The organism is Psychrobacter sp. KFRI-CH2-11 (assembly GCF_038239325.1).
Classification (GTDB): domain Bacteria; phylum Pseudomonadota; class Gammaproteobacteria; order Pseudomonadales; family Moraxellaceae; genus Psychrobacter; species Psychrobacter celer.
Genome location: NZ_CP151283.1, coordinates 1,205,451 through 1,223,810, shown reverse-complemented (window position 1 = coordinate 1,223,810; position 18,360 = coordinate 1,205,451). Strand labels below are relative to the sequence as shown.

General features: G+C 41.0%; 15 protein-coding genes. All 15 read right to left on the bottom strand.

The genetic code is table 11. The features are described from left to right. Positions 1-51: 51 nt before the first annotated feature. Complete coding sequence (locus tag AADH33_RS05085) at positions 52-1,197, bottom strand: RHS repeat-associated core domain-containing protein (RefSeq protein ID WP_348549782.1); 1,146 nt, start codon at positions 1,195-1,197, stop codon at positions 52-54. Between the two features lie 513 nt (positions 1,198-1,710). Beyond that, positions 1,711-6,597 carry an RHS repeat-associated core domain-containing protein gene (locus tag AADH33_RS05080; RefSeq protein ID WP_348549781.1) on the bottom strand — a complete coding sequence of 1,629 codons (4,887 nt, stop codon included), beginning with the start codon at positions 6,595-6,597 and terminating at the stop codon, positions 1,711-1,713. After that, positions 6,591-7,586, bottom strand: a complete 996-nt coding sequence (locus AADH33_RS05075; RefSeq protein ID WP_348549780.1) for a PAAR-like domain-containing protein — start codon at positions 7,584-7,586, stop codon at positions 6,591-6,593. The genes AADH33_RS05080 and AADH33_RS05075 overlap by 7 nt, the downstream gene beginning before the upstream one ends. A gap of 44 nt (positions 7,587-7,630) precedes the next feature. Beyond that, positions 7,631-8,185, bottom strand: coding sequence for a hypothetical protein (locus AADH33_RS05070; protein ID WP_289057442.1), 555 nt, complete (start codon positions 8,183-8,185; stop codon positions 7,631-7,633). Between the two features lie 582 nt (positions 8,186-8,767). After that, a complete protein-coding gene (locus AADH33_RS05065; protein WP_348549779.1) occupies positions 8,768-9,307 on the bottom strand; it encodes a hypothetical protein in 540 nt (179 codons plus the stop codon). Between the two features lie 74 nt (positions 9,308-9,381). Then, complete coding sequence (locus tag AADH33_RS05060; protein ID WP_348549778.1) at positions 9,382-10,164, bottom strand: hypothetical protein; 783 nt, start codon at positions 10,162-10,164, stop codon at positions 9,382-9,384. A gap of 30 nt (positions 10,165-10,194) precedes the next feature. Beyond that, the gene (locus AADH33_RS05055) at positions 10,195-11,571 is read right to left on the bottom strand and encodes a DUF2169 domain-containing protein (RefSeq protein WP_348549777.1); all 1,377 of its coding nucleotides are present in this window, start codon (positions 11,569-11,571) and stop codon (positions 10,195-10,197) included. Between the two features lie 407 nt (positions 11,572-11,978). After that, positions 11,979-12,794, bottom strand: coding sequence for an SEL1-like repeat protein (locus tag AADH33_RS05050; RefSeq protein WP_289057447.1), 816 nt, complete (start codon positions 12,792-12,794; stop codon positions 11,979-11,981). 66 nt (positions 12,795-12,860) lie between these two features. Beyond that, entirely contained in the window at positions 12,861-13,676 is an 816-nt protein-coding gene (locus AADH33_RS05045; RefSeq protein ID WP_348549776.1) for a bacteriophage T4 gp5 trimerisation domain-containing protein, read from the bottom strand. Next, positions 13,669-14,523, bottom strand: coding sequence for an ankyrin repeat domain-containing protein (locus AADH33_RS05040; protein ID WP_348549775.1), 855 nt, complete (start codon positions 14,521-14,523; stop codon positions 13,669-13,671). The genes AADH33_RS05045 and AADH33_RS05040 overlap by 8 nt, the downstream gene beginning before the upstream one ends. 110 nt (positions 14,524-14,633) lie before the next feature. Then, entirely contained in the window at positions 14,634-15,050 is a 417-nt protein-coding gene (locus AADH33_RS05035) for a hypothetical protein (RefSeq protein ID WP_201587216.1), read from the bottom strand. A gap of 1 nt (position 15,051) precedes the next feature. Continuing rightward, positions 15,052-15,885: a hypothetical protein gene (locus tag AADH33_RS05030; RefSeq protein WP_348549774.1), complete on the bottom strand. Its 834-nt coding sequence runs from the start codon at positions 15,883-15,885 to the stop codon at positions 15,052-15,054. A 194-nt stretch (positions 15,886-16,079) separates the two neighbouring features. Next, complete coding sequence (locus AADH33_RS05025; RefSeq protein ID WP_348549773.1) at positions 16,080-17,081, bottom strand: tetratricopeptide repeat protein; 1,002 nt, start codon at positions 17,079-17,081, stop codon at positions 16,080-16,082. Between the two features lie 11 nt (positions 17,082-17,092). Beyond that, the gene (locus AADH33_RS05020) at positions 17,093-17,722 is read right to left on the bottom strand and encodes a glycohydrolase toxin TNT-related protein (protein WP_201587373.1); all 630 of its coding nucleotides are present in this window, start codon (positions 17,720-17,722) and stop codon (positions 17,093-17,095) included. Between the two features lie 21 nt (positions 17,723-17,743). After that, positions 17,744-18,358 carry a hypothetical protein gene (locus AADH33_RS05015; RefSeq protein WP_201587370.1) on the bottom strand — a complete coding sequence of 205 codons (615 nt, stop codon included), beginning with the start codon at positions 18,356-18,358 and terminating at the stop codon, positions 17,744-17,746. Between the last annotated feature and the right edge of the window lie 2 nt (positions 18,359-18,360).

Below are 18,360 nucleotides of genomic sequence, written 5' to 3'. Positions count from 1 at the left end.
AATATAGGTAGAAGTATTATATGTATAGATCTTGATATATAGTATAAAATTTTACTTAGCGTTGACGCAATCATTACAACACCCCGCTTTTTGTTGTGCACTATTATAGGCTTCTTTAGAATCATTACTTGCCATAACTGCGCCAGCATATGCAACTGCGCCACGTTTCAAAAACTGAATATCGCAGAAGTTCTTAGTATTGCCGCATTTTGAATAACACTCGTCATGTTCTTGACAGGCCTTTTTATAAAACCACCAATAACCATCAGGAATCCAAGTAGCCAGTGTTGACCCTTCCGCGCCACAAACTCCACCAAAAGGGCCATTATAATATCCTGAATTTGGATCTGCGCGACGAGCATTATTAGCCTTTTCCATATCACCGAGCCATGATGCTCGAGTAGATGCTAACCCCAACGGATCAACCCAATTAACAGGATTCGGTGCATACTGGAACACATTATCACCACCTCTTAACCCTATCGGATCTCTTGAGGTAAACATCCCCATATCAGGATCATAGTAGCGAAAACGGTTATAGTGCAACCCCGTCTCTTCATCGAAGTGCTGACCTTGAAAACGGATAGGCTGTAGCTCATTTTGACTGACTTGGATCTGATCAATGACTTGTTCACGCCATAGCACTTCGCCTCCCACTCGAGCACAGCTCTCGTCTTGCGGCACTAAAATGTGCTCCCAGCACATTTCTACACGCGCCTCACCCCAAGCTTCATAATCCGCGAGCCAAACCACCTCGCCCTTTTCATTGGTCAGCTCATTCGGCGTACCGAGTTGATCATTATGATAATGATAGACTTGTATTGCGTTATTTTCATCATCTAAACTTTCTAGATCATCATTAGCCACTTTTGGTAGATCATCACGTAGCCACATCAATCTAGCAATAGGGACAAAGCTGCCTTGATCGTAGATGGTGGTATAGACATGAGTGTCCGTATACTCCTGAATAGGTAGGTCACTGTCCCATAGCATGTGCATATGGGCGTGCTGGGTCTTATTGGTTTGTCTAAGTTGGTCTTTACTCTGAATGAAATTGCGAGTTTCACTCTGTTTGGCAATACGCCGTCCAAAGGCGTCGTAGTGATACCCGGTTAATGTCTTAATGACTTTATTGCCTTGGTACTGAGTACGCAGACTTTTCTCAAGCTCGTTGTTGGCGTTGTATTCTAACTGCAAGAATTCTGCTTAAATTTGACCTCATATTTTATAAAACAGCAAGAGGCAATATGTTATCAAGACTATACAAGCCAAACATATTCCAAATAACAAATAACAATGTTATATAAATAACATTCCTATGGTTTGATATATTTTTCTTTTTAAGAACCATATAATTAATAAAGATATAAAAAATTATGTAGAGAAAAAATATTGGTTTATAGAACATTGCAATTATAGGAGAGATGAACAATATCAATGGAAAGAAAATCATACCGATATCAAAAGAAATAATATCTGACACTTCTAGCGCAATAAACTCAGAGTCACCTAAATAGAAATTTATATAAGTATATTTTAAATAGTCATAAAATATACTTATAATTAAGGTGATAATATAACTATATAAAAAACTATAAAAATACAGATTTTTCTTATTAAAACGACTTAATTTTTTCATTAATGAAAACACCTAATACTGTTAATAATATAATGCAAATCAATAAGTATATTTAGAGCAAAATTAATGTGTCAGGGTCCAGATCCAGAACTGTATATTGGATTTGTCTTGGCAGGATCAATCCACCCTTTCGGTCGCCTGCTAGGGTTCTCTCTGAAATATCTATTCGTTTCTAGCTTACTCTCATAATGAAGATTAAGATAATTTTCACTTTTGCTAGTTGGTCCTCCAGATTCAAATGGTGTTAAATGTAAAGCACCCCTGTAGTAATCTTTAATATCACCATTGCCATAAAATGGGTAGTCATCAGGTGTTCCTCTACAACCCTTATATTTATGATTATTATCGACTAATTTGCCACTATGGTCGTAGAAACACTCATTAGTAGGTGCCTTGTTTTTCGTATTAGGTATTCTGTTCTCTAAATAACCGTCAAACCCACAATGATACAGATTGGAATCACCACCATACTTGCGCCATTTATCACTTTTATTACAATTCGTACACGCTGATGGAGCCGCTTGAGGACATGATCTCATTTGATGCTTTAAGCTTGCTTCATGTTTACCGATACTCTGATTGACCCACGAACCTCCAAATGCATCTCCGAAAGCATTCCAGTTGTTCAACCCCAACGGATCAACCCAATTAACAGGATTCGGCGCATACTGGAATACATTATCACCCCCTCTCAACCCTATCAGATCACGGCTAGTAAACATCCCCATATCAGGATCGTAATAGCGAAAGCGATTATAATGTAGCCCCGTTTCAGTATCGAAATATTGACCTTGAAAGCGTATAGGCTGCACGTGCTCTTGTGATACCGTTAGTTGATTTATTTTTATCTCATTGTAGATAACTTTCGCAGTATTGCCCCATGCCTCATAATCCGCCAACCAAACCACTTCACCCTTATCGTCAGTAAGCTCATTCGGTGTACCGAGCTGATCATTATGATAGTGGTAAACTTGTATTATGCTGCTGTCTTGCTCACGATCTATATTTTCAATATCGTCATTAGCAACCTCTGGCAGATCATCACGCAGCCAGATCAGTCTCGCTACAGGTTTAAAGCTACCTTGATCGTAGATAGTCGTATAGACATGAGTATCTGAGTATTCTTGAATATGCAGATCACCATCCCACAGCATATGGGTATGCTTATGCTGGATTTTGTTGGTTTGCCCAAGTTTGCCATTATTTTGAGTGAGATGGCGAGTCTCACTGTGCTTGGCAATACGCCGTCCAAAGGCGTCGTAGTGATAGACCGTTTGGGTTTTGATAATTTGATTGCCTTGGTACTTGGTCCGCAAGCTTTTCTCAAGCTCGTTGTTGGCGTTGTATTGTAGTTGTAGTGCACTACGCGGGGCGGTATTAGGATGTTTAATGGCTTCTGTAGTTTTATAGAGTACGCGTCCATGAGAGTCATAGGTATAGCGAATTCTTTTGCCGTCTTGGATCAGCTCACGCGGTCTGCCCTGATCTGTTGTTGATGAATCTATAGCAGCATCAGCCTTTACAGGCACACGATTACTGGCAGGATCAAAGGCAAACACTTCGGTGATGCCCGTATGGTTTTGATAGTCGGTGAGCTTGTGTTCGGTGAGACGACCTTGGGCGTCATACTGGTATTGATGGTTACGTTTAAAGCTGGTTTGATTGTTTAGGCTTGGTTGGGTGTTTTTATTGCCTTGATTGATGACGCTATGGCCGCTTAGGTGTGTCAGTTGTCCTAGGGCGTCATAGTGATAGTCACGCTGTATGGTGAGGTGCTGATCTCTGTTGCTTTGCTGCGTGGTCAAGCGTCCCATCGGGTCATAATGGTAGCGGCTGCTGAGTGCGCCTTGCTCGCGGCTGATCTCAAGATGCAGCTTATTGCGCTCGCTATGACGCAACTCGATATGCTCATCAGTGCTAGGATCGTATAGGCTTTGGTTGTATAGATGTCCTGAGCCATAGTAAAGCTGGTTGATGATTTTGCCATCGGGTAAGGTGGTGCTAGTGCGGTTGCCAAGCGCGTCATAGTCATGAGTGAGGGTGTGCTCGCGTGCTTGGTATGCTCCGTCTTGAGTTAAATGACTGATAAGGGTTTCTGTTATCAGTCTGCCGCCTGCATCATAGGTAAGGGTTGTACGGCTATTGGGGTTGACGGCGCTGGTCAGTTGTCCGATCTCGTCGTATTCATAACGCACTCGGTGATACTGCGGACGCACAGGTTTGCTCGACTCTTGACCGATGATTTCAGGATAGTGACTGCTGTGACGGGTGGTCAGTTGTCCAATAAGATCATAGTCCATCATGACATGATGCTGCTTATGTCTGGGCAGCTGCGGGTTGTCTATTTGCTGGGTAAGTTGTCCAACTTCATTGTATACGTAGCGGCTTTGATGAGCGTCAAAGCGGGTCTCATGAATTAGGTTGTCATTGGCATCATACGCAAATGTCCACTCCTCTGCGTTTTCATTGATGAGTGTGGTCAGACGTCCAAGCGCGTCATAGCGGTAGGCGATGCTGTTGCCTTTGGCGTTGAAGCGTTTTACGGTATTCGCGGCGTCTACTCCAGATTTTTCCTGCTGTTCTGTGCGTTGGCTTGGGTTGCCTTCACTATCGTACTGATACCTGACTTGTTGACCTAGTGCATCAGTGTAGCTCGTTAGGCGTCCAAGCTGGTCATAGTCCATTTGTATGCGACTGCCATCAGGATACTGCACTTGGCTAAGCAGATGCTCTAAGTGGGGCGCGGGGTTGTTATAGCGGTAACGGGTGATGTTACCTTCGGCATCGGTAATTTCACATAGGCGCTGTTTGTCATCGTATTGGTAGTGCGTTTGATAGCCACTACAGTCGGTTTGACTGATTAGGTTGCCGTAGTCATCGTATTCAAAGGTGAATTGGCTACCATTGGCTAGGGTTTGAGCGCTTAGGTTACCATGCTGATCATACTGGAACTGGGTGTCATTACCCAATGCATCACGGTAAACAATTGGGTTGCCTTGAGCGTTATAGCGATACTGCTGCTGATTGCCCAGCGCATCTGTACCGACAATCAACTGCCCTGCTTGATTGTATTCATAGCTAACTTCCCGATACTCTGGTAGCTGGGTAATTGGATCCACCCCTGTCTGTACTTGTACGCTCGCCAGATGACGGTCTTGATAGTTAAAATTGGTATGGCTATCGTCGGCTCTGATGAGCTTGATCATACGATTGTTGTCATCATACTCATAACGGGTGGTATTACCATTGGGGTCTGTGAGGCTTGTCATGTTATACCAGTCATCATAGGTGTAATGACGGGTACGCTCAAGCTCAGTGCCTGGCTGTTCGATGACAGTGGTGGTGCCGATACTCTCGATACCGCTGGTATCACGACCGTATTCAAACAGGTAGTGTCTGCCACTACTTATCGCCTGCTCAATGACACGAGCCGCTTTAGGATTGTCATAATGGTCATACTCGTAAGCGACTTGCTGCCCATTCACTTGTGACTGCCAGACCATGAGGTGTTCTTTATAGGCAAACTCTCGGGTAGTACGTCCTTGGGCGATGACTTTGATCAGATCACCCTCAGGGCTATAGGTGTAGTCTGCCAGTACTTTTTTATTTTTTAGACTATCTAGTTTATACAAGGTAGTGAGTCTATGCTGCTCATTATATAGAGTGAATTCAAACTCATAGCAATTGCCCGCATCGTCAGTGAGATACTGCGGTAGATAGGCGGTACCTTGCAGCGCGCTACGCGTATAGTGCAGTTGGTTCTGATGACCGTATTTATCAACGTATTTGCTCAAAAGTACGGTGGCTTCGGTGCCATGATGGCGACGACTGGCGACATAGCTATAATGCTGAGCAATACCGTTAAAAGCCTCGATCTTAGGCATCTGGTCATTATGCGCTTTCGGCTGATAGTCGCCTGAATAGATCACAAACTCTAGCGGTTCATGATCTCCAATACGACTACCATTGGTTGCACCCGCTACTATCGGACGGCTAATGGCGGTGGTGTGTGTTTTATCCTCAGGCAAATGCTTACGGTATAGGGTAATGCCCTCTGTAGGCTGATAGCAGCTCTGCCCAGGAGCTAGATAGGTAAAAGGCACTCGCCGACCTGAGTTGTCTACCAGATAGATGCGGTTGTGCTGCGGGGCCAGCTCCAAGCACTGCTCATAGCCTTGGGTCGTCCACCCTTGTCCAAACCAGCCAGCGTCTGGATTTTGGCTATTGTAGATGCGACTCATGACAAACGGTAAATAGCCACTACCGCGATAGTCGATGTCATCGCCGCCAACCAGTATTTTACTACCATACAGGGCATTGACTGGCGCACCAATCATCGCCTCTTGATTGCCAAGGGCGCAGGTGGCACATTTAATGCCTTCGCCTTTGATACGAGCGCCAGGTGGACCGCTGGTAATATTCACAGATTGGCTAGCAGGTGTCACTGGATTAAGCGGTATGACTGATTTGATAAAATCTGTCGGGTTAACATCAGGGTTTAGAATAGATAAGCCTTGCTTGAGCATATCGGTGGCTTGTGATATCTGGCCGAGTGTCTGAGCAATAGGACTATCAGGGGCAATACCTGATAGTGACATAAGAGATCCCATCGGCGAGCCTTGGTTGGCGGCTGAGATAGCACTAGATACAGCGCTTACTTTGCCCATCGCATCAGAGAAATTACTACCTGGCACAGCACCTGCTAGTGCCATACCCACCCCGAGCATTGAGCCTTGATTAGCAGCTTGAGCAGCTTTGGATATCGTGCTGATTGCACCGACAGCTTGCGAGATATCTTTATTGGGAATAGCGCCGGCGATATTCATACCCATATCAAAGGCAGAGCCTTGGCTACCAGTCGCTACAAGGTTTGAGAGAGTAAGGGCGGTGACACCAGACTCAGGCTTACCCAATTCTATCGTGGGCGGCGTAGGCTGCGCTTGAGCATTATCTAACATAGTGATATGTATTTCCCTTCAACGTTTTCGTTATTCATGGTACAGGTGTCATCTGCTCGTATCGACAAGTAGCCACAATACATGATGCTGGGTGCACCTGAGGTTGCTCTGATCTCTTTACCAACCGTACCCGATTTCACACCGCCGCCCACACCTGCCTCATCACCCATACAGGTAGGCTGAATGGTTTTGCCCATGACATAGACGGTAAAGCCGTTCATGGTTGAGTTTGATATGGTGTCTTCTGCATTATCGAGCATCTGATAGAGGTTGTACCCTGCGACGCTGTCTTTTTTATGAGAGGTATAGTTAAAAGAAGGCGTTTTGCTAATAGCCATAAGCTGGTTCTGTTGCGAGCCGCTTATTTCTGGAAGATCGTACTGCTTATCGAAATATTTTGGTGAGGCATTATTGTCAGGATCTAAAATACTGAGGATACGCCTAGAGGCTGCTGTACCTATATTTCCTAAACCATTAACTATAGCATCGTTAGCGCTGATGTCACCCACGACCATACTTGCACCCCAAAGTGCAAATGACGCTCCTCCTAAAGCTACAATAACAGGTGCTCCTACTACGGTTACCCCCAACCCTGCCGCTACAGCTGCACCGCCAGCTAGACCACCAGCTACATTTGAACCAAGGCTTAGAACACTAGAAGCTTTTACATCAGCGTCTGCATCACTATAGTCACGTTTAATAGTAGCTATGTCGTTACCAGCGCCCCAAGTAGTCAATCCAATATTTGACTTACCCAATAAAGGCGTTACTTTTGTTAAAGCTTCGGGTGCGACTACAGCTGCTGTCTCAGCTCCTGTCACAACAGTGCTTGCTAATGACTGACTAGCTACACTTTTATCCAAACCCGTTGCATCACCATCAAAAACCCCATCCGCTGCATTTATATTGTTAACAGTATTTTTAGCATTAGAAGATACAGTAGTAATATCTTCTGCATCCTTAACCTTAAAAACCTTCAGACCAGCCATATTACTCTCTCACTATTCTGATAAATATTTTATCTAATAATCTATTATTGGGTATCATTATCCTTACTTTTTTTAGGTCGACTCAACCAGCCAAATAACCAGTAATAAAAAGGAAATGATAGAATGCTAATTGGCAAGAATATATATAAATTAAAATCATTCATTGACTTAATGTATTTTTTTTTCTTATCATAACTGCTCATAATTTCATTGTTCATCTCAATAGTAACCAACTGAGGAACATCATTCTTGAACCCTAAAAATTCTTTTTGCTTATACCAGCCAACAGTGACTACATTTCCAACATACTGAACTAAATACTTTTTATCTCCGCAAGAGCTCAAGTCACCATTACCAAACACACTATAAGAGCAAGTAAATAACTGACTATCACTTTTACCATTTATTTTATTGAGTATAACGTGATTCACATATTCAGGTTGCTCAACTATACTAAAGACGCCAGTAGTATACTTAAGCTCATTCTCCTTAGGAAAACCTATTCCCACATGATCTGTTATAGACATATATACAAGACCTAATGCAATGATCAAAGATAAAAAGAAATCAAACTTTCTTAAGGGTTTAAAACTAATCATTTCCACTCTCTTTTTCTATTTATTTTTAGCAACTCTGCGATAATATCTGTTTATCCATTCATCTGACGCACTTTATCTATAAACCAATAGAATATCAAAGTAATAAAAAATAAAATTGGCATAAGCACATATAACCTACCACTTCTAGTTCTATTAAAATCTGCATATGTATCGCTATAATTGCGCACTATCTTATCATTTATTTCAATAGTTACTAACTGCGGCATATTATTTTTAAACCATAACAATAGTTGTTATCGATACTAACCTATCGACACTTCTCTATCCACATGAGACTGCTAGAACTTTGTATCGTCGCATGAGCTTTGTCCCCCATTACTAATTGCGTTGTATGGACAAGAGAACACTTTGGAATCATTGCTATCACTAATACGGTTTAACTCGATATAGCTCACAAACTTCGCTGGTGTCACGATACGAAAAACGCCTTTTGAATACTGTATTTTTTCTATAGCTTGTTAATTATTAATCAAAAAATCTGTAAATTTATTGTTTGCCATAGGATTCCCTCAGTTTATACAAGCCACTACTTATTAGTAATTAATCACTGATTGATAACATTTATTCAGACTTCTTCTTAGCAAATTTCTTATCGATACGACCATCGACCCAATATAAAATAGCTGATAGTATAAATAGAAACACATAAAGGCCGATATTAACGTATTTGAGCCCATCATTCGTTTTAGCAGTTTGCTCATAGCTACGCATGATCTCGCCATCCATCTCGATAGATACAAGCTGCGGCATATCGTTTTTAAAACCTAAAAATGGCTGTTGTCGATACCAGCCTATCGTTACTTCTTTACCCACATACGGCTGCAAGAACTTTGTATCGCCGCACGTGCTTTGTCTACCATTACTAATTGCGTTGTATGCACAAGAGAACACTTTAGACTCATTGCTACCACCAATACGGCTTAAATCCACATGATTCACAAATTTCGCAGGTGTCACAATATGAAAAATACCTGTCGAATATTGGATTTCAGTCTTCTCTGGTACATCTGTCGCAGGAAATTGGACGGCACAGATGGCTGACATGACTATAAAAAAAGCAATACTAAATATAAAGTTACCTTTGCTTTTTATTTTGAACATCTATTAACTCTCTCAGTGTATTTATAAAAATTTTATTGCTTCCATTTTTAAGTTAAACGACTACTAAAATACGCTTACCTTTTAAAACCCAATAGCGTTTCCCTAACCACGTGCTCTATCTGTTGCCAATCTTTTAACACATAACGCGAATAGCTCACCCTAACATACAGCTCCATCTCAGGCTCTAGATCAAAATAATGAGTACAAGGAGGTCGTTCAACATCCCTATTACTGCATTTAATATAAGTAGTAATAATGCTATTCTCATCTCGTTTTATAAAAATATCTTTAGAAAATCTATTTTCACGCCAAGGGGTATTAGTCTTATTATCTATTCCAGGTGGTGCATAGACTTCTAGACCATATTTTGATTGAGGTAATTTCTCGTAATAATGATTTGGCGTAACTTCATAAGTTGGATTTATCGTACCATCACCGATGCTATGGACACTGCCTTTGCCGTGATAACGATTACCAGAATGAACACTCACAGACACCCACGGGCTGTCTGATAAGTTCTTTTGCGCCTCATACTCATCAGCCAGTTCACCAATAATGCCATCATATAACGCCCCATCGGTATAGCGCACATCAAAGCCAAAGCTGCTGATCTTCGACTCATAGGTACGCTTAGGGACTCCGCCTTTAAAGTCCTCACCCCAGTCAGGATCACCGTTGTATTCAACCAAACGCACTGAGTCTGCTGGTATCTCGACTGGTACGCCGCCCAAGTCTCCGATTACAGTGTTTTGTTTTATCGTGCTATCGTCCACAGTGGTATCTGCTTGATTAGCAGTAGGCAAACAGCCTGTCAATACAGCAATGCTTATCAATAAACATAAAGGTAGATATGTCATAAAATATCACCTAGCAAGTTGAGATTATTGTTAACCAATCTCATAAGGCCGAATCACTTTAGTAGCTTCAGTAAAGTACTGCGCCGCAAGAGTTTGTTGCTCATCTCTATTAAGCACGAACAAAGTTGCGTTTCTAGGCTTATAGTCGTCGATGATGATGGCACGCCATACTAGATTTACTTTTTGATTATCAGGTGAAATGATGACGGTATCTAAGCGCAGTGGTAACTCTGTCGCCATTGTTTGCGCGTTCTTGGACGCTAACGCGACATATGCGATGGTTTCTGGCAAATATAGCGTAAGCTGACTATCGCCATTTTTATCGATGCTAGCGGCTTTAGTATCAGGCTTGCACAGATTGGTGAGTGTTAACCACTCATTACCCATTAGCAATGACGTTTGCTGATCCGGATAAGCGCCATTCCACATGGCAAAGTCAAAACCTTTAGGATACGCCTCACCACTCTCAATGAATGCTTCATTGATCTCTCCTATCAGCTTTGTTCGCTCTGGATGACTTTTTGCACGCACACCAAAACCTGTGACAAGTCTATTATGACGGTCATAATCCAGCTTGTGCTTGACGACTTGATTGACTATGCTTTCACTGATGAGTAAATCTGAATGGTGAATTTGGGAGAGTTTAATGTGTTGTGGTTGTACATATTTGTAATAGATGGGTGAGCAGTAGCCTGTACCTGCCGCGTTAAAGCTATCGTCTTGTAAATAAGCAATCACGCCATGGTGCGGATTGAGCTTTATGCCATGGCGCTTATTTTCTGGTATCAGCTCATTTTTATTAATATAATTAAGTGCATTATTATTGTCTTCAATCAGACTATAACCACCAAAACTACTGTTAGGGTTAAGACTCACCTTACTTGGCATTGGCTCTATATGTAGTCTGTAATGTGCGTTTCCCTTGATGCTATCATTGAGTAGATATCTTGGGCTTAGTATCGTCAAGGTTTTATCGATAAGCGTTTGACCGGCTTGGTAATGATCTTGAGCAGTGTTTCTAGAGCTTTGCTCAACAAAAGCGTATTTGGTAGCAGCATTTGGTTCAGCCAAAATTATATAATCAGGCGTTTGTAACCGTATACTGGCATTAAAACTATCTTGGTCTTTCCTTCCCGTAGGTACATAAGCATGGCCCTTAATGATGACGTCACATTTTGGCTTGTAGTGTGCCAAGTCTGACTCTTCTACTATCCCGCTCATTAGGTCATTAGGATCAGTAAGCTCGTCTTCTAAACGTAGCGGATCTTGCTCATCAGCGAGTATTAAAACCCCTTGTTCGTTCCAAGTATAAGTTTGTCGCATTACCACCACATGAAAGCTTTGACCCAATTGATCAAGACCTTCAAATGCCAGTGCAGGATGCGAGGTAGCATTAGTAAATTTCATAGACAATCCTGCATTGATGTTTTGGTTGATGTATACGGAATATCTAAATGATATGAGGTAAATTATTGATCCAAAATAAGTAGGCAATCATAACGTATTTATGGACTTTTGTGTATGAAAAAAGTGATATTCATTGCTGACGTAAGTTTTTTTGGGGAACTAACGTTCTGTTTTTTACATCTAAAGGAACTGTAAGATAGCTCATGTCGTTAAACATGAGCTCATTAAGATTTTCAAATGACGAGTTGAAACTTTTGGATTTGATAACTGACGGTTTAGAGGCTTGTGGATAGCCCCATGGTGGCGGATTGGCGCTGTTGTAGAGACGGCCGATGACGATGGATTAATAGATTGATACTAAATTAAGTACAGCAGTCTAGGCCACTCATTCTATTGATAGATTGCTCTTATCTATCAACAGAATGATTACAGGCATCAGGATGGCCATTGTCACAAGATTTCTGAAACCACTTTTGTGCTAATACCATATTTTTTTCTATACCATTACCCAGTGTATACCTGACTGCCAGACTGTATTGTGCTTGCGCGGCAAGTCTAGGATCAACCTCTTGTAACAATGACATAGCAGTATCATAATTCTGAGTCACGCCCTCACCTTCGTAATACATCATGGCCAGATTATTCTGAGCATAAATATCACCCAGATCAGCCGCTTTTCTATACCATTTGGCCGCTTTTTTATAATCCTGAGTGACGCCATTGCCATGATAATAAAGAACGCCTATTTGGGTCATTGCATTCGTACTTCCTTGCTTGGCAGCCTTTTGAAACCATTCAAGCCCTTTAGCGTAATTTTGCGGTACACCTTGGCCTTTAACATATCGTACACCGATACTTGTTTGCGCATCCACAAAACCTTGTTCAGCAGATTTCTGGAACCAGCCAGTTGATTTATTGTAATCTTGCGGTACACCCATGCCATCTTCATAAACCCATCCCAAATTATATTGAGCCAAAGGATGACCTTGATTGGCAGCTTTTAGAAGCCACTTTAAAGCTTTATCGTAGTCCTTCTCGACAATCTCGCCTTCTAGATAGATTGCACCAATATCGTACTGAGCTTGAACATTACCTTGCAAAGCCATGGTTTCAATATCTAGAACTGGCAGGCTAGCAGCTTGTGTATATTGTGCTGACAGCGTTAATCCTAACGCCACAGCAAAGCTCATGAGTTTATGCTTGATGGTTGTTTTTGCACGCATAGTTTTTTCTCATTTATATAACTAATAAAATTAGACTTGTATAGATTAAATAAAGGGGATTTTTCATCATCTATTAGCCCCACATATAATGATGATACTGCCATCGGCATTCATCACCAGCGATGATTTACCGACGGTTATCTTAAACTCATCGCCTGCGGTAATACTATAGCTTTTACCCACAAAGGTTTTTTTGATGCGGCCCACTTGTTCAGTCTGCATGATGCCAACAGCGGTGTTCATGATGGTGCCGACTTGGGTGGCATACCCTAAGCCTACGGTGACAGATTTACCCAGTTTGACAAATTCGCTGTTGGTTTTGTCAACAGTGAGAGAGCGGCTTTTGTTGATGGTCTCTTTGCGGTCTTTGTTGACGGTGAGGCTGTCATTACCGTTGACGGTTTTGTCTCTGTTGCCTTTGATGAGGATCTGTTCACTCTTGTGTACGGTCTCGGTGCGGTTGCCGCCGATGTCGATGGTTTCATCTAAGTCGACGCGTTCCTTACGGTTTTGATGGATAGTAATCGTCTCATTCTGATCCACCGTCTCCGTGCGGTTTTGATGAATGGTGATGGTTTCATCCAAATCCACCGTCTCAGTACGCTTACCGTGTACTGTCACCGTCTCATCTTTATCAATGGTGGTGGTACGGTCACGGTTGACTCTGCGAGTCTCATCATTCTTCACTAGGGAGTTTAAATCACGCTGCGCCTGCAAGTTGACTAGCTCAAAGCCGGCATCATCATTGAACATGAGCTCATTGTAGTTCTCAAGGGGCGAGTTAAAGCTTTTGGATTTGATGCCAGACTTCTTGGCTGCTTGCGGGTAGCCCCATGGGGGCGGGTTGGCGCTGTTGTATAGAACGTCAAACTGTTTAATCAATGGGTACGCCACTAAAAATACCTGTTATTAAACTCTCTCGCATATCGTTAATTAGCTCTATCTCCTCCTCTCCTAAAAGTTCTCTCTCCTTAGCAGTAGTCATCTCATATCTTTTTATTGACTGCTTAATGCCTTTTCTATAAGAAACGTTTATAGGATACTGGATACCATAGTCATTGATCATATGTTGTTTGTATTTCAGGGCGGTTTCACGTTTTTTATTGTTATCTAAATCTAGCTGTATAAAGCTAGCAAAACTATGTCCATTAGAATTAACCTTTGTAGGGTCAGCTCCTTTATTCAGAAAGTAATCAACAGCTTCGAGATTATCTATGTCGTAGGCAGTCATAAGCGGAGTATTACCACTTATATAATGTGGATGATCAATATTTGCGCCATGCTCAATCAGTAGATCAAACAGCTCCTCGCTATAGCAATCGTTTAACATTGCATATTCAAAGGGGGACGTTGCTATCGTATGATTCATTTTAACGTTATGATTTAGTAATAGTTCGACCATGGCATGATCGCAATGACCTGCTGCTAAGTTTAAGTTGCTATCTGCATAAGCAACCATAAGCAGCTTATTAATGTCAGCTCCTAGATCAAGTAAAGCTATGACTGATTTACGCTTACCCTTGGTCACAGCATAGTTGAGATATGTCCACTGGTACGTCCAGAAGCCACGCCTTATAATATCGCGAGTATCAACATCATAGCCTTCTTCTTTAACTAATCGGGTAATCTCATTGGTATCTTCGTTAAATATGGCTTTCGCCATAGCCACGTTGTCTCCTTGAAAATATTTTTCGATATTTGCTTCTATATAATCTTTATGCTTATTCATATTATGTAACCTACTATTATTAATGCTATAAATAAAAGTGTACATTTTTCAAGTTTTAATTTTATCGTTGTACTAATAGCTGATTGTATAGCGTACAGTTTCAAGAAAGTCTATCTACTTCTAATTCGAATAATTAAGGAAATCAAAACTTCGACTATAATTACGACCATAATTGCAATAACCACACCTGTTAAAAAGTAAAGATTTCTCCACGTATCATGATCTAACGCCCCAGAATAAACAGCGAACTCAGGCGGCAGTTTTGGTGCGTCGGGCTCCCTACTAAACATAAAACCACCAAAGTGTGCATAAGAATCAACTTTATCGCCTAACCAGTCGTCGTATAAACGTACAAAAGTTAATGAAAATGTATAAGCAAACAACCAAGTAGGTAATATTCTATATAATAATGAAAGGTAATTACGTAGATAAAAATTAACAATCATAGTCATTATGATCGTAATAAATAAAATCCATAAAGAATCATTGGCAACGAAATATAGTATTAATGGTTCAAAATTAATCATGCTATTTCTTACCAGTAAAGTTATCAGGATATATTTCTTGCCAAACATAAGGTTTGTAGTCATAAGGTGTTCCACCCACCTCAATACCAATATCGATAGGGTCAACGAAAGCATCTGGATAAATACGTCCAGTAGTCTTATCTTTTTGTTGAAAACCCTTAAAAGTAGTTGTACATATTCCATTATTGCATTGTGTATCATACTCTACGCCAGTTCTACCAACATGAAACATACTGTTGCTCCCCCGTGTCATGTCAACTCTATAAAATCCATCCATATCAGTAACGCCAGATTTCAATCTCGCTAGAGCAGCCTTTTGTCTATCGTGATTGCGTAAACGCGATTTGGTTGTTGCACCCAATTCAACCGCTTCACCATTTCCATTAAAATATTGATATACCGCCGCTTGATTGCTATCAATTATTATAGGGGGTTTTCCAGGCATCATTTTTTGTTCGTCTGGATCCCAATGCTCATTAGGATTTCGAGGGTTATAATTGCCAAAACCATCTAACCCCCCACCCCCTTGATCAGGCTCACCATAAGTAGCCATATAGCCTGCATTCTCAGGATAAGGATCTCTATCTCCCCCCGCACTCGCTCCTGGCGGATTGATCAGCACATCCTTGCCAATCACCTTATTCTCCCCCTCAGCTTGGGTGATGATGCTTGATCCTGTGATGATGATACTGCCATCGGCGTTCATGACCAGTGAGGATTTGCCGACGGTGATCTTAAACTCATCTCCTGCGGTGATACTATAGCTTTTACCCACAAAGGTTTTTTTGATGCGGCCCACTTGTTCAGTCTGCATGATGCCTACCGCGGTGTTCATGATGGTGCCGACTTGGGTGGCATACCCTAAGCCTACGGTGACAGATTTACCCAGTTTGACAAATTCGGTGTTGGTTTTGTCAACATTGAGCGAGCGGCTTTTGTTGATGGAACGAAGATGATGAGCTGAGACTATTGTGAGATTGATTGATAGCTATAAGTTGATAGCTTCATACTGAATTGAGTGTCGTAGTGTTAATGATTGATGATGCCTTCTTGGATCAATACCTGAATAATGTCTTTAGCTCGTTGATGACCTTTAGTAGCAGCGTCTCGATATAACTCAAGCGCTTTATCGAGATCTTTTTCAACCCCGTGCCCAAAATGGTATAGACCACCAAGATTGGTTTGAGCCTCTAAGTCTCCTTGAGCAGCAGATTTGCTATACCATTGAAAAGCTTGATCATAACTTTGTTCAACCCCGTCACCTATATAATACAAAGCGGCTAAATTGTTTTGAGCAGCGGCATAACCCTGTTCTGCCGATTTGTAATACCACTTGGCGGCTAGTGCGTCATGTTGTTTGACACCTAAACCGTTAGCATACATAACACCTAGATTGTATTGGGCTTCCATGTCGTCTTGTTCTGCTGCCTTGCGAGTCCATTTGTAGGCCTCATTATAATCTTGCTCTACCCAATCTCCTTCAGAGTATATTATACCTAGCCAAAATTGAGCTATAGCAAAGCCATTCTCGGCTGATTTTCGATACCATTTTAGAGATTGATCATAGTTTACTTGCCTATCACCACTTTGCTCATAGAAAAAACCGATGTAGTACTGCGATTCTGGTTGACCTTGAGTAGCCGCCTTTTCAAACCAAGCAATTGACTCATTAAAGACTGGTTCAAGCTCCATATTGAAGTAATACAGTTTGGCTAACGCATTCTGACCATCAGCAAATCCCTGCTCTGCCGCTTTTCGATACCAGTCTGCCGCTTTATTTTTATCTTGACTGACTCCCTCACCGCTTTCATACATACTACCTAGTTGAAACTGGGCTTGTGGGTCGCCTTGGTTGGCTTCGGCATAAACTGACTCAAAGTCTCTACTGTCACTATTTTCGATTGATTGTACTGAGTATTGAGTAGCTTCATTAGCAGATTCGGCTGAACAGGCAGAAATGGCTAGTCCAGTTGATAGGGCTAGGACTGTTGTTAATGACAGATTTAATTTCTTTAGTTTTGTAATGCTCATTGAGTTCATGTCTATACAATATTAGTATTGGATTCTACCTTTACTAGATGGATACCGCCAATACTATAAGCAATATGATAAGGAATATCTTGACCATCCAAATATAGCTTACTATTCTCTAGGCTTACTATTCTTTGATCAACTAAAAAGCCATACTTACTGTCACTGAGATATTTTGAATATAATGTTTCAATCACCTCAACATAGTTGATAACATTCGCTCTATACAAATCCAATAACGGAATCATTTCATGATCTATTACAGCCACGTGTTTTTCTCCAAGCCCTGGCTGATCAAACCAGGGTGTGGCTAAAGAAACTTCTATCGTGATAGTTTTATTTAGTACAAAAAATCTTTTTTCAAAGTTCTCAAACGTGGGTGGTAATGCTTTATTAGGAAAAGGCTCTTCAGCTTTCCAAAAATACAACGAGGTGTTTTGCCACACTGGATCCTCTTCGTTATGCTCAATATCATCTGCCCAATAATGCATAAATAATTGATCATTGATAAAATCTAGAGAATGATTATCAATTTCTTTTTTCTGGTTTTCTGACATCTCTCGTATTACAGGATATCCATTAATACCATCAACTGATAAGACTTTTGAATCACCTTTTTTCCAATACTCGATATTTGACATATATTTTCCCTATAATTAGATTTATAATACAGCGAAATAAAAATTTAATAAATAATAATAGACATATTTTATATCATAAAAGGTAATTATAGCTTTTCCATTTCCCTTTTCGATATGCATTAGCTCCCAAAAACCTTCGCTATTCAACCTGAACTTATACCCATCATATTGATGGATATCACCAAAATACCACTCTTCAAGATTTTCACCAAAAGAAGAAGACTTTATATACTGAGCACCTACTAAATTTCTGGAACCTACTACTAGGTTAACCATCTGACTATATGAGGAGATATCGTTATCGCGTAGTATGGATAAGGCGTCTTGATACATACTATTATCATAGTTCAGTTCAATTAAGCTTGTTTGATATTGCCGTATGAATTCTTTAGAAGGCAGACTAGGAAGCGGCTTATTAGAATCTCTATACTGATCTTTGAATACCATCAGATTGAATATATCATCATCAAATGTGCTGACATATTCTTTAATTAATGATGTCCTCTGAAAAATAATATATTGCTTCTTATACTTTTCAACTCCCACACCTTCTGATGTGATAGTGTTTGTGAGTGTACCAACTCTATTCATATCGATATCGAAATGTTCAAAAAAGTGCTTATCGTATTTTGTCATTA